The 13,508-nt window shown below is 64.3% G+C and carries 7 protein-coding genes; 4 read left to right on the top strand and 3 right to left on the bottom strand.

Going from position 1 to position 13,508, the window contains the following annotated elements; all coding sequences use genetic code 11:
• The first annotated feature begins 246 nt into the window (after window positions 1-246).
• From HU731_RS27785 to HU731_RS27775, 3 genes are read left to right on the top strand one after another with little or no spacing between them, the layout of a single operon-like run.
• Window positions 247-1,131, top strand: coding sequence for an ABC transporter ATP-binding protein (locus HU731_RS27785; protein WP_186609125.1), 885 nt, complete (start codon window positions 247-249; stop codon window positions 1,129-1,131).
• Entirely contained in the window at window positions 1,128-4,190 is a 3,063-nt protein-coding gene (locus HU731_RS27780; protein ID WP_186609124.1) for a hypothetical protein, read from the top strand. Before HU731_RS27785 ends, HU731_RS27780 begins: the two co-directional genes overlap by 4 nt.
• A 33-nt stretch (window positions 4,191-4,223) precedes the next feature.
• Window positions 4,224-6,371: a TonB-dependent receptor gene (locus tag HU731_RS27775; protein ID WP_186609123.1), complete on the top strand. Its 2,148-nt coding sequence runs from the start codon at window positions 4,224-4,226 to the stop codon at window positions 6,369-6,371.
• 120 nt (window positions 6,372-6,491) lie between these two features.
• On the opposite strand, the gene HU731_RS27770 is transcribed toward HU731_RS27775, so the two are convergent.
• Window positions 6,492-8,534 carry a TonB-dependent receptor gene (locus tag HU731_RS27770; RefSeq protein WP_189661292.1) on the bottom strand — a complete coding sequence of 681 codons (2,043 nt, stop codon included), beginning with the start codon at window positions 8,532-8,534 and terminating at the stop codon, window positions 6,492-6,494.
• Window positions 8,535-8,802: 268 nt separating this feature from the next.
• On the opposite strand from HU731_RS27770, the gene HU731_RS27765 reads away from it, so the two are divergent.
• Window positions 8,803-9,753, top strand: coding sequence for a helix-turn-helix domain-containing protein (locus tag HU731_RS27765; RefSeq protein ID WP_186609122.1), 951 nt, complete (start codon window positions 8,803-8,805; stop codon window positions 9,751-9,753).
• 9 nt (window positions 9,754-9,762) lie between these two features.
• Here HU731_RS27765 and HU731_RS27760 read toward each other — a convergent pair whose 3' ends face one another.
• Window positions 9,763-11,025, bottom strand: coding sequence for a carbohydrate porin (locus HU731_RS27760; protein WP_186609121.1), 1,263 nt, complete (start codon window positions 11,023-11,025; stop codon window positions 9,763-9,765).
• 57 nt (window positions 11,026-11,082) lie between these two features.
• The gene (locus tag HU731_RS27755) at window positions 11,083-13,491 is read right to left on the bottom strand and encodes a glucose/quinate/shikimate family membrane-bound PQQ-dependent dehydrogenase (protein ID WP_186609119.1); all 2,409 of its coding nucleotides are present in this window, start codon (window positions 13,489-13,491) and stop codon (window positions 11,083-11,085) included.
• Between the last annotated feature and the right edge of the window lie 17 nt (window positions 13,492-13,508).

Below are 13,508 nucleotides of genomic sequence, written 5' to 3'. Positions count from 1 at the left end.
AGGCAGGTAACTGCGTGGAAGAAGATGCTAGTCATTCTCATTGTGTGGACTACCCGCATCGAATCGTTTTTGCCCCGTATCCGTTTGCCTGGCGCGGGTGACAGCGGCGCGGGGGCGGGCCATGGCTTTGATCACCGCGCGGGATACGGTTGGAAAATGACTTGAATCGGGTAGCGTCGCGCCACCGCCCTTGACTACCGTCGCTCGCCGCCCTTTTGCAGGGCTAGTCCCTTGATGGAGGTGTGGATGTCAGTCGATTCAGGTTTACAAGTGCGCGGCCTGCGCAAGCGCTACAACAATGGCGTCCAAGCGTTGTGTGGCGTGGACCTGAATGTGGGCCCTGGCATGTACGGTTTGCTCGGCCCCAATGGCGCGGGCAAAAGCAGCCTGATGCGCACCCTGGCAACCTTGCAGCAACCGGACGCCGGCAGCATCGAACTGGACGGGCTGGATGTGCTCGCCGAGCCCGGGCAGTTGCGCCGCCGCTTGGGTTACCTGCCGCAGCAGTTGGGGGCGTACCCGGGGGTGAGCGCGCGGGATTTGCTTGAGCGGTTCGCCTGGCTCAAGGGGCGCACCGACAACCGCCAGCGCCGTGAGGAAGTCGAGGGTCTGCTGGCCAAGGTCAACCTGCAGGAAGCTGCGCACCGCGCCCTCGCCACTTACTCGGGGGGCATGTTGCGCCGCTTCGGCATCGCCATGGCCCTGATCGGCTCGCCGCGCCTGCTGATTGTCGATGAGCCCACCGCCGGCCTCGACCCGGCCGAGCGCAACCGCTTTCACCGAGTGCTGGCGGATGTGGCGGCCGAGTCCATCGTGCTGTTGTCGACCCATATCGTCGAAGACGTCGAGAACCTGTGCAGCCGCCTGGCGGTGCTGGCCGGGGGGCGGATTGTCATCGAAGGCCGCCCGGCAGATTTGCTGCGCGCCGAACAGGGCCGCTTGTGGGAGGCTTCTTTCGCCCGGGGTGAACCGCTGCCGCCTGCCTTGCATGTGGCCGCCAGCCCCGTTGGCAGCCGGGTAATCGTGCACGGCGAGCGCCCGGCTGATCCGCGCTTTACGCCCCACACGCCGCGCCTGGAAGATATCTATTACCTGGCGCTGACCCAGGCCGGCGAGGCGGGCGAGGCATGAATACCTTCGCTCTGTTGATGCGTGAAGCCTGGGTGGAAGTGCGCGCTGGGCTGCGCAGCGGCATTCCGTTGCTGGTGTTCTTGGGCCTCACCGGTTATTTGCTGATGTCCCTGACCAATGCCGACTACGTGCAGAAAATGGGCGCCAGCGACATCGCGCGCAATGCCCCGAGCCTGATCTACCTGATGTCGTGCGGGTGCATGTTCTTCCTGTTCTTCGCCTGGGCCTGGGTCTTCGCACAACCGGCGCTGCGCGACCGCAAGGCACAGTTGGAAGAGGTGCTGCTGGCCTTGCCGCTGTCGCTGCCGGCATTGTTGTGGGGGCGGTTCATTGGCGCAGCGCTGGTGGGCGGCTTGCTCGGCAGTTCGTTGATCGTCGGGTTTTTGGTCAGCCCGGTGCTGGGTTGGCTCGGCTGGGTGCCGGCTGCAAGTATCGGTGCACCGGTGTGGTCGGCGCTGGGATTTGCCTGGGTCGCCTTGTTATTGCCGGTGAGTACCGGGATCGGTGCGCTGTATTACCTGCTGGCGTTGCGCAGCCGTGGCCTGGCCGCGCCGTTCGGGTTGGCGACGGTGTTGATGCTGTTGTGGATGTTTGCCGTGGTGGTGCTCAAGGGCGGGCAGATCAACCCGCTGTTGGCGGCCAGCCTGGACCCATCGCTGTTTACCTTTGCCCAGGCCCAGGTGGAAACCTGGAGTGCCGCGCAGAAATCCCAATCGCTGTTGGCGCTGACCCCGGGTTTCTGGCTTAACCGCCTGCTGTGGTGCGCAGTGCCCCTGCTGTTGCTGGCCGTGGTGCTGGCCCGCACCACACGTCAGGGTTTGATGGGCAAGCGTAGCGGGGCGGTGTTGGCAGAACCGCCGATGCGGTTGGTGAACGCCGTGACGTTGCCTGGCCCGCTGGTTAGCAGCCAGTGGCCACGGGCCTTGTGGCGCGAGGCGCGTTGGCAGGTACGCCAAGTGTTTGCCCGGCGTATCGGTTGGGTGGCCCTGGGCTTGCTGCTGGTGATGGGTGTGCTCAGTGGGTTTGTCCACGGGGTGTGGCATGCGCGTGGGCCGATGGTGCCCAGGGCGGATCTGACTCTGCCATTGCTGTCGAGCGCGCTGTTTCTGGTGATCGCGTTTATCGTCACAGCGTTGGTTGGGCTGGTGTGCCGGCGTGACGACGTCGAAGGTTTTGGCGCCATGTTGCAGGCCACAGCAGCCCCGGCGTGGTTGCGCTTGTTGGGGCGGGTGGCCTGCGTGCTGCTGGCGACGCTGACTCTGGCGTTGGTGCCGGGCCTGGCGAGCGTGCTGATCAGTGCGATTGCCGCGCCCGACAGCCTGGCGCCGGGCTTTGTGCTGGTCTATCAAGCGCTGGTGTTCGCGCCGCCGCTGATGGAGTTGGCGATGCTCACGGTGCTGGTGCATGCGCTGATTCGTCGCTCGGGGCTGGCGTATGCCACCTCGATGCTGCTGACGTTTTTCCTGGTGCTCAACCATGAATTGGGGCTGGTCAGTTACCCGCCCTATGCCATGGCGATCCCGGCGCATGTGAGTGTGTCGCTGCTGACCGGCTGGGCGCCTTGGCTGGCGTTTCTCGCCACCTTGGGCGGCTGGAAACTGGCCGGTTGCCTGGTGCTACTGGCGGTGGCGGCACTGGTGTTGCCCCGTGGGCCGGAGCGGCGGCGCTTGAGTGAGGTGCGCGACGGATTGCTCGGTTTGCCGGGTGGGTTGCTGGCCCTCGGCGCTGTGGGCATGCTCGGCAGCGGCGTGCTGTTGCAGCGGCATCTGGTGGAGCTGGGCGGTTACCAGTCTGTTGCTGCGCAACGTGCCGAACGCGCTGACTGGGAACGGCGCTGGCTGCCTGGCGCGAGCGCCTGGCAGATGGCCGGCGGGCAGTTGCACCTGCAGGTTGATTCGGCGGCGCGACAGGTAGCGGGTCAATGGACGTTGCAGGGGGTGGTCGCTGCCCAGCTGGACGCCGAGTTACCGCCGGGCCTGCAGGTGATGGCCGCCAGCGTGATGGGCCGGCCGGTGAGGTTCGAACAGGCCAGCGAGCATCTGCGCGTACCTCTGGACGGCTGTGCGGCGAGCGGTTGCCAGGTGGCGTTGAACTGGACGGTGCGCGCCGACGGCTGGCCCGCCGAAGGTGAGGCGTTCTGGCTCGGGCCTGAGGGTGTGTGGCTGCAAGCGCACCGCGTGGTGCCGAGCCTGGGCCTGGACAGCGAACGCCTACTGCGTGCGCCGGCCCAGCGTAGCGAAGCCGGGCTGCCGGTGCGGGTGCCCCGACTGCCGACGGGCGCGGCGGTGGCCGTGGAGGCTGTCGCCCCGGCCGGCGATTGGCAATGGCAGGTCGAGGTCGATGGCCGCGCCTTTAACGGTCGCAGCCTTGGCTCACTGGACTTCGCCTATGTCACACCGACGCAGGCAGACCCCAGCCGTGCGCACACCACCGTTGAAGTACAGCAAGACCTAGACTTGATGAGTGCCTGCGTAGCACGGCGCCTGGGCAGCCGGCCCCGTGTCGAACACCTGAGCCTGTGGCCTGCGGGCATGGGCGCCAGCCGTTTGAGCCACGGCCATCTATTGCTCAGCCAGTCACCGAATTGGGATGTGGCGCCGGTCGGCGTCGGGCGCTGGACGCGTCGCGCCCACATTGCCGAGCTGCTTGCCCGCCAATCGCTGATCGAGGCCAGCGACCTGCGTCAGGTCCCCGGTTACCTGGGGCTGAGCCAGGGTGTGGCGGGGGCGGTGGGCCTGCTGTGCGTGGAGGACGTCGACGGTGCTGACGCCCGCGCCGCGCTGGTCAAGTTGATGGCCGACGACCTGACGCGCGCCCTGGGCAATGACGGTGAGCCTGTCGGCACCCTGGCCGATGCTCGCGAACAGGGCTGGGCCGCCCACTATGCCGCGCTGGTCAGCCTTGACTGGGTGGCGGCGCAATCCCCCGAACACCTCACGGCGATGACCGCCGACGTGCGTCACGGCCAGGGATGGCCCGCTGCGATCCAGCGCCTGCTGGGCGCGCCCTCCGACCCTGCGATTGCCGCCGCGCTCAAGCGCTGGGGGCCTGCGCAATGACTGTGAACCATCCCTGCCTTTTGGAGCTTTGCCATGTCACCTGAACTGTCTATCCAGCCGCTACGCCGTCCCATCGGTTGGCGGGCCAACGTGCTGACCCAAACCATGGCACTGGCCTTGTCCAGCCAGATGTGTGCGGCTTATGCCGCTGAGGCGCAACCGGCCGCCAGGGCCGAGACCATCGAGCTGGCGCCGGTGACGGTGAGCGCTCGGTTGAACCAGGAAAGTGCCAAGGACATTCCGTTCGGCCTTTCGGTACTCGATGGGCAAACCCTCGAGACTCGGCGTTTACGCACTCTGGAAGACGCCTTGCGCACCACGCCTGGGGTGGACGTGAACTCCTGGGGCGGCGCCAACGATGCCAACGTGCGTATCCGTGGGGTTGGCTCACTGAACCAGATGAGCATGGACGATGGCTCGGTGGTGCTGAACGTGGACGGCGTGCCGATGTCGGTGCGCAACGCAGCGATGGCCACCCTCGACGTGCAGCAAGTGGAAGTGCTCAAGGGGCCCCAAGGCACCTTGTTCGGGCGTAACAGCGAAGCGGGCGCGATCAATGTCACCACACGCAAACCCACCCGCGAGCTGGAGGGCTACGTGCGTGGCGAAGTGGGCAACCAAGGCCAGTTCATGACCGAGGGTGCGGTGGGCGGGCCGTTGACGGAGTCGTTGGCCGGGCGCCTTGCCGTGCGGCGCAGCGGCTTTGATAACTGGGTCGATGACCAACAAGACGGCGACCCCCTGACCAAACCCCGCGACCTGGCCCTGCGCGGCAGCCTGTTGTGGGACAACGACGCGGGCACCACCGGCCTGCTGACCGCCGAGCGCCAGCGCGCCGATCACTATGCCGGCCTGGAGATCCTGCGACCGTTCGGCAACCGCCCCAGCCTCGACTACACCCCTGGCACGTTCAATGGCAACAAGAAGACCAACGAGCGTTATTCCTTCGAACTCGACCATGACCTGGCCCAGGCCCGGATCACCTCGATCAGCGCCTATACCAGCACCGACTTCAACGCGATCAAGGGCTATGATCGCAATATCACCCGTGCGCTGTACGGCCAGCCTTTTGAGTACCTGATCGAAGACTCGGCCCATGAGCGAGTCTGGAGCCAGGACCTGCGCCTGGGCTCACTGGCCGACGCCGATGTGTTCTGGGTGACCGGGGTGAATCTGTCCCGTTCCGAGCGCAGTTTTGACTCCAACAACTTCACCAATGGCGCCCGGCAACTGCGCGATTTCACCACCAACAGCTATGCCGCATACGGCGAAGTGACCTTCCCGATTGCCGAGGACTGGAAGCTCACCACCGGCCTGCGCCACACCTGGGACCGCAAGACCTACGGCGCCGATTACAGCAGTGGCGCCAACCTGATCAACGACAGCCGCCGCTTGCAGGACGACTACAACACCGGGCGCGTGGCCCTGAGCTACGCATGGACCCCGCAGACCAACCTGTACGCGGTGTTGTCGCGGGGCTACAAGTCGGCCGGGTTCAACGACTACGCGACATCGATCAAGGACAGCCAACCCTACAAGGCAGCCAAGGTGAACTCCTCGGAAGTCGGTTTCAAGCATGAAAGCCAAGGCGGTGCGTTGAGCCTGGAAGGGGCGTTGTTCATCACTCGCGTGCAGGATGACCACTTGCTCGGTTATGACTTCACGTCCCTGGCGGTCAGCGCGGTGAATGCCGATACCCGCAGCAAAGGTGCCGAGTTGTCGAGTACCTGGCATGTCAGCGATGAACTGACCCTGGGCAGCGCCATCAGCTACACCAACGCGGTCGTCACCTCCGATGCGCCGGGGGTGTCCGGCGGTGATGTGGCCAAAGGCAGCCGCGTGCCGGATGTGCCGCTGTGGAGCGGCAACTTCAGCATCGCCTGGCAAAAGCCCTTGGGTGAACTGCTGGGCTTGCCGGCGCCGCGCCTGAACACCTTGCTCAACTACCGCGTGCAGAAAAACCGCCCGGCTGATGCGCAGAATCACTATGACCTCAAGGGCTACGCCAAGCTGGATGTGCACTTGGGGTTGCAGAGCGGTGGTTCGGAAGTTTATCTGTGGGGCGATAACTTGCTGGATGCGCGGTATGACTTGTATGGCGCTTATTCCACTGATGCGGTGCTGACCGGGATGCCGGGCAGGGGGCGTTCGGCGGGGGTGGGGTACAGCTACGAGTTCTGAGGCGTACATTGCCTTCTTGTAGGAGCGAGCTTGCTCGCGAAAAACTCACAGGCACCGCGTTCATCCAGGGTGCCCGCGTTATCGTTGACGTTTTTTGCGAGCAAGCTCGCTCCTACAGGATCAGAATTGGTAGGTATAGCCCACGCCTAACGTACGCCGCCGCGATGGCCCGCCATAGGCTACCGGCTCACTGTAGAAACCATAGGTATCGTACGTCTGGTTCAGCAGGTTGTCGGCGAACGCATACACTTCCCCGAACTTGCTCTCCAGCCCTGCCCGCAGGTCGAGCTTCTCGTAGTTATCCAGGTTGAAATGATTCTGCGGGTCGGCCGCGCGCTCACCCACCAGGTGGTAGTTGAGGCTGGTGTTGAGGGTGGTTTCACCCAGGCTGGCGAAGCTGCCCAGTGGGTGCTTCCAACTGGCGTTGAGGTTGGCGCTCCAGCGTGGTACATCCGGGGTGCGGTTGCCGGCCGCGACGTCACCGGCCTGGATGCCTTGCACGTCACGGGTGATTTTGGCGTCGAGGTAGGTGGCGCTGGCGGCCAGGGTCAGGCCCTGGTCGAAGCGCCAGCTGCCTTCCAGTTCGGCGCCGCGGGTGCGGGTGTCGGCGTTGAAGGCGTTGGTGGCGAAGGTCGCCGCGTCATAGCCGAGCAAATGGTCATCGTGCACGCGGGTGTAGAACAGCGCGCCATTGAGGCTGCCACGACCCTCTGCTGTCGTGCTTTTGAAGCCCAGTTCAGCGGCTTTGCTGACGGCGGCCTTGTAGGGGGCGCTGTCGCTGACCTGGGAGGCATAGTCATTGAACCCGCCGGATTTATAGCCCCGGGCCAGTTGCACGTAGACGTTGGTCTGTGGGGTGATCGCATAGCTCAGGGCGGCGCGGCCGGTGCCGTAGTGGTCGGTCAGTCTGCGCGAGTCATCCACGGCGCTGGCGCCGGCGAAGTATTGGCCGTTGTAGGTCTTGCGGTCCCAGGAGTGGCGGTAGCCGGTGGTGAGCTTCAGGCGTTCGCTGAGGGGGAAGGTTACTTCGCCGTAGCCTGCGTAAGTGGTGGTGGTGAAGTCGCGGAACTTGGCGCCGGACGTGCCATACGTGTTGCGCGGGGTATCGTAGCTGCGTTCGTTGCGGCTGGCGGCGACGCCGGCGACCCAGAACACTTTAGCGTCCGGCAATGAGCCCAGGTGCACGTCCTGGCTCCAGTTGCGCTCGAAGGATTTGTCCACCACCCAGAACTCGCTGGGCGTGCCATAGAGGGCGCCCATCAGTTTGCTGTCGTAGGCGATCAAACCGGTGAAATCGGCGGTGCCAGTAGCCGTGGTGGACGTCAGGCGGCTGTTGGCGAAGTCGTGATCGACTTTGAGGGTGTAGCGCTCGGTGGTCTTGTCGTTGTCGTCGAACAGGCCGGGTGTCAGGTCCAGGCTCGGGTGGCTGCCGTAGGGGCGCAACACCAGGGAGTTGGTGGCGCGTTCGGTTTGCTGGCGTTCAGCGCTGAACACTACGTGGGTGTCATCGTTGAGGTCCCACAGCAGACTGCCGCGATAGGCTTCATTGCGTGGCTTGGTGATGGGGTGGTGGGTCTGGTCGTTGTCGATCCAGCTGTCGTAGCCGGCACGCCGCACTGCCAGGCGGCCGCTGAAGCGGTCACTGAGCGGGCCGCCGATGGCGCCTTCGGTGAGGAACTGGCCTTTCTGGCCGACTTCGCCACGCACATAACCTTCCAGTTCGCGGGTGGGTTGGCGGGTGGTGATATTCACCGCGCCGGCCTGGCCGATGGCGCCGGACAGTGTGCCTTGGGGGCCCTTGAGCACTTCGATGCGATCGACATCCAGTGTGCCCAAGCCCAGGCTGCGCGACGACACCGGCACGCCGTCGATATTGAACGCCACCGAGCTGTCGTCCATGGACATTTGATACAGCGAACCGACGCCGCGGATCAGTACGTTGAAATCATTCGGCCCGCCGGAAGAGTTCACGCTGACGCCGGCAGTGTTGCGCAGGGCGCTTTCAAGGGTGTCGAGGCGTTGGGTGCGCAGCTGTTCGCCGCTGATCACGCTGACGCTGATCGGCACGTCCTTGGGGTCTTCCTGGGCCATGCGCGCGGTGACTGTCGAGGCTGGCAGTTGCAATAGCTCATCGGCGGCAAAGGCAGAAGGGGACAGTGTCAAAGCAATTGCTATTGTTATACTATTACATTTGTAGCAAGATTGACGGGAAGCCGTCGTGTTGCCTCGTGCAGACATGATGAGACCTTGACTGAACAGATTGATCGGGCGCGTTGCGCAGGGGCAGCGGCGGTTTGATACAGCGTGCCGCACTCCAAATGCTAATAATTATCAATTGCAGGCTTCTACCCTGATGTGATCTGATTCGAGCCGTATCCGGTCAGCCAGGAGATTTACGATGTCAGCTGTTCAAGGAGGCGCAGGGGAGCCGATGCCAGTCTCGCGAATCATTACGGGCGGGTTTGGGAGCGATCTCGGCCCAGGGGCGCATTGCCGCGTCACCCGCATGACGCTGCAGGAGGGCCTGGATATCGTGCGCTGGCAAAGCACGTTCGAGCAGCCGGTTGAACTGCCGCTGCAGGACGACAGCGAGTGCATCCACTTCAGTTTTACCAACCTGCTCAAGGGCAAGGCTGCGTGCAGCTTTCACGATGGGCGCCGGCAACGTCGTCATGCGATTGATGAAGGCGCGGGCAATATCAGCTTTGGTCGCTGCCGCCATGGCCTTTATCACCAGCACGGCGAAATCGACAACATCACCGTGATGATCCGCCCGGAGTTACTTGCCCAGTGGGAGTTGAAACTCGACCCGCTGCTGAACAAAGCCTTGGCTTGCGAGCATTGCTTCCTCGACGGCCATCGCAGCGGCGAAATGAGCGCCACCGCGCATATGCTCGGCCTGGCCATGGACCAAGGCACCCAGCTGGCGCCGGCTCAGCCACGCAGCAGCCTGTGGTTGTACGGACAAAGTGTCACGCTGGTGAGCTTGTTTCTGGAAGCGCGCCAGGACGCTGAGTGCACCTGCCGGGTCAGCCACACCGACCGTCAGCGGCTGGTGCGTGCTCGCGATCGTTTGCTCGAAGACCTGGGCAAGGCGCCGAGCCTGTCGGAGTTGGCCCGTGAATCCGGCTTGAGCCAGCCCAAGCTCACGCGCGGGTTCCGCCAGCTGTTCTCCAATAGCGTCTACGGCATGTTCCAGCAGACCCGCATGATCCAGGCGCGCAGCCGCTTGATGAGCGGCGATGAATCAGTGATGCGCATCGCCTCGGACCTGGGGTATGCCAACGCCAGCCACTTTGCCACGGCGTTCCGCAAACAGTTCGGGATCAACCCGTCGATGCTGAAGAACGGTGGCCGTGGCAAATCCTTGGGGGCTGGTTGAGGCAGGCGGTCAGAATACCGCTTTGACCTGCAAACCCAGCACCAGCGCATTGTCGATGCTCTCACCGGAAAACGCCCCCGGCTCGATGATGTATTGCACATCCGGGCGCAAGGTCAGCCAAGGCGTGGCCTGGTAGCCATAACTGAGTTCGATCAACTGTTCAGCCGTGTCCAGGTCGGGGTAGGCCGTGCCGGCGTTGAACGCTGCGAGCTCCTGTACATCACGGCTGCGCGGGTTTGGCACCGCACGGCCATAGCCCAGGGCGACGGTATCGCGCGGGCGACCTTCGAACGGCTTGTACAGCACCACGCCCGCGCCATACCACTTGGTGAACGGCGAGGCCGCTTGGCTGGCGGCGGAGTACTGGCCGAAGGCGTGCAGGCTGCGGCCTTGGGATGATGGGGAAGCCCACACCGCCTGGTCGATCAAGAGGTAGTGACCGCCACGCCCGCTGACGCTCTTGTTGCTGCCAATGCGTTTTACATCGGAACTGTCGTAGTAATACCCGAGCTTGTATTCACCCGGCAGTGCGCCCGCATGCTTGTAGATCAGCTCGATGGGCACCACGGTGCCGGTGGTGTGCTTGGGGCTCAGGTGCCAGGCGCGGCTGGCGTTGCCGTTGCTGGACGGGTCGACATTGAACGCCGCCACGCGCAGTTGCCAGTTGGGCGAAAAGTCGTATTTCACCCGGGCACCCAGGTGCGCGTTCGGGTAGTTGGCCCAGCCGCTGCCACCGGACATGTTCAGCGGATGCCCGCAGAACCCGGCGTTCATGAAGTTGCACAGGATGCCGCTGTCCAGGCCGCCGAGGTCATTGCCCATGGCCATATAGCCGAGCTTGAGGTTCAGCGCCGGCGTGAACAGCGTGCGCTCGTAACTCAGCTCGGTGAGGCGCGTGTAGAGGCCGCCGTAGTTTTCCTGGATCGGCAGGCGGTTGCCCACCAGGTCCTCGGAGGCGCTGTTGCCGCGTCGGTCGTTGAGGGTCAGCTGGATGCGGTCGCCGTTGGTGAAACCGTAGAGCTTGCCCAGGTCGAACTGCACGCCGAGCTTGATATTTTGCGAATAGCGCGCCGAACGGTGCTGGCCGCCGTGGGCGTTGTAGGCGGTCTCGCCGCTGTAGTCACCGGTAAAGCGCACACCTTGCGCGTCGAGTTCGCGGCGCAGGCCGCCCCAGTCGCCGGTCAGGGTGGTGTCGTCGGCTTGAACAGGCAGGGCGGCCGCAAAGGCCAGGCCCAGCGCCAGGCGCCAGGCGGTATGAGGAGTAGGGGTCATGGGGGAATTTTCCAAACACAAAGCGCGGCGCCTGGGCACCGCGCGCACAGAGGGTGGTTACGGCAAGGCGTAGGCGATCACGTAGTCGCCGCGGTCGGTGGATTGGCGTGCGCCGCCGGCGGTGATGACGATGTATTGCTTGCCGGTTTTGGGCGACACGTAGGTCATCGGCCCACCCTGGCTGCCGACGGGCAGGCGGGCTTTCCAGATTTCATCGCCATTGCCGCTGTTGAAGGCGCGCAGGTAGAAGTCCTGGGTGCCAGCGATAAAGATCAGGCCGCCTTGGGTGGACAGCGTACCGCCGAGGGTCGGCAGGCCTACCTTGATGGGCAGGTGCATGCGGATACCCAGGGGGCCGGTGTCTTCAACGGTACCCACCGGTACTTGCCAGGCGACCTTTTGCGTCTTCATGTCGATGGCGGTCAAGGTGCCGAACGGCGGCGCCTGGCACGGAATGCCGGCCACCGACAGGAAGCGGTTTTTGTTCACCGCATACGGCGTGCCCTTGAGCGGCACGGCGCCCATGCCGGTGTTCAGCGCTTCACCACCGGAAGAGGCCTGGGCTTTGTTCTGCGACGGCACCATCTGGATCCACAGGCCCAGGCGCATGTCATTGACGAAGATAAAACCGTGCACCGGGTCGGTGGAAATGCTGCCCCAGTTCATGCCGCCCAGGGAACCCGGGAAGCTCAGGGATTTATCGGTGCCCGGCGCGGTGTACAGGCCGTCGTAGCGCATGCCCTTGAAGTCGATGCGGCACAGCAACTGGTCATACGGCGTGGCGCCCCACATGTCCGATTCGGTCAGGGTTTGCGCGCCGATCTGCGGCATGCCCACGGATTTCGGCTGGGTCAGGGAATACGGCTCGTTGGGAATGTTCGCGGCTTTGACCGGCACTTCCTGCACGTCCGTCAGCGGCTTGCCGGTGGCGCGGTCGAGCACGTAAATCTGCCCGGCCTTGGTGCCGATGACCACGGCCGGTACAGCCTTGTCGCTGCCTGGCGGGGTGAAGTCGATCAGGCTTGGCTGCATTGGCAGGTCGAAGTCCCAGAGGTCGTTGTGGACCGTCTGGTAGACCCACTTCTCGGCACCGGTGGAGGCGTCGAGTGCCAGCACCGAAGCGCCGTATTTGTGGTTGAGCTGGGTGCGTTCCACGCCGTAGATATCGGTGGACGAGCTGCCCATCGGCAGGAAGACCGTGTTCATCAGCGGGTCGTAAGACATCGGCGCCCAGCTGTTCGGGGTGCTGCGCACGTAGGTGGCATCGCCCGTCGGGGCCTGCTTGTCTTCAGGGTTGCCTGGGTCGAAGGCCCAGCGCATTTGGCCGGTGATCACGTCAAAACCACGGATCACGCCACCGGGCATATCGGTCTGCACGTTGTCTGCCACGCGGCCGCCGACCACCACGGTGGTGCCGGCCATCAGCGGCGCCGAAGAGAGTTGGTAGTAGCTGTCCGGCACATTGCCCAGGCCGGCCTTGAGGTCCACCTGGCCATGGGTGCCGAAGTCTTCGCAGAACTTGCCGGTGTCGGCGTCTACGGCGATCAGGCGCGCATCAATGGTGTTGGTCAAAAGGCGACGCTGGCACTGCGCACCGGCAGGTACGCTGGCGGCCAGGATCGGCGAGCTGTTGGGCTGGGTCGGCTGGGCAATCGGCGCGCTGGCGTCGAAATACGCCATGCCCCGGCAACGCTGCCACACTGCCGATTTGGCGTTGACTTCGTTCTTCCACAGTTCTTTGCCGGTGTCGGCATCCAACGCGATCAGGTTGTTGTGTGGGGTGCAGATGAACACTTTGTTGCCGATCTGCAGGGGCGTCAGCTGGTCTTCGGCACCGTTGCCGTCGCTGATGGCCACGTCGCCGGTGTGGTAGGTCCAGGCGACTTTGAGCTTGTCGATGTTGTCACGGTTGATCTGGTCCAGCGCGGCGAAACGGCTGCCACCTTCGGTATTACCGTAGTGGGCCCAATCTTTCTGCGCATCGGCCGCAGCCACCGGGGTGACGCCCGGGCCTGCTCCGGTGGGCGCAACGCTTGGGTGCGCGACAAACATATTGCCCGCTGCCACCGCCACGCCCAGCGCCAACACGGCGGCGACGCCATAGGCACCCCGCGCCGGTTTGCCGGCCAGCAACGGATACACCAGTGCGACCACCACGCCGATCACCGCAAACATGAACAGTCGCGAGAACAGCGGCCAGTATTCCAGGCCCACGTCGGCCACTGCCCACACGGCGGTAGCCAGCAGAAACGCGGCGAACAACCAGGCGCCGGCAGGCTTGCAGCGGGCAATCAGCAGCCCGGAGATGGCCATGACCACGCCGCCCAGCAGGAAGTACCAGGAACCTCCCAGGCTGACCAGTTTGGCGCCGCCGACGGCCAGCGCAAGGCCGAGCAGGGCGATGACGACGCCCAGGCCCAGGAGTAAGAATCTAGAGACGCCAGCGGCGCGCGATGCTCGTTTCATGTCGAATGGACTCGAGT

The sequence above is a fragment of the Pseudomonas salmasensis genome (assembly GCF_014268375.2).
GTDB classification, from domain to species: domain Bacteria; phylum Pseudomonadota; class Gammaproteobacteria; order Pseudomonadales; family Pseudomonadaceae; genus Aquipseudomonas; species Aquipseudomonas salmasensis.
The sequence above is the reverse complement of the archived record's forward strand: the minus strand, read 5'-3'. Positions and strand labels throughout refer to the sequence as shown.

Bases quoted from the DNA above. Each gene is read 5' to 3' on its own strand.
- HU731_RS27760 (WP_186609121.1), bottom strand. From the start codon at position 11,025: ATGACCCCTACTCCTCATACCGCCTGGCGCCTGGCGCTGGGCCTGGCC.
- HU731_RS27775 (WP_186609123.1), top strand. From the start codon at position 4,224: ATGTCACCTGAACTGTCTATCCAGCCGCTACGCCGTCCCATCGGTTGG.
- HU731_RS27765 (WP_186609122.1), top strand. From the start codon at position 8,803: ATGCCAGTCTCGCGAATCATTACGGGCGGGTTTGGGAGCGATCTCGGC.
- HU731_RS27755 (WP_186609119.1), bottom strand. From the start codon at position 13,491: ATGAAACGAGCATCGCGCGCCGCTGGCGTCTCTAGATTCTTACTCCTG.
- HU731_RS27785 (WP_186609125.1), top strand. From the start codon at position 247: ATGTCAGTCGATTCAGGTTTACAAGTGCGCGGCCTGCGCAAGCGCTAC.
- HU731_RS27780 (WP_186609124.1), top strand. From the start codon at position 1,128: ATGAATACCTTCGCTCTGTTGATGCGTGAAGCCTGGGTGGAAGTGCGC.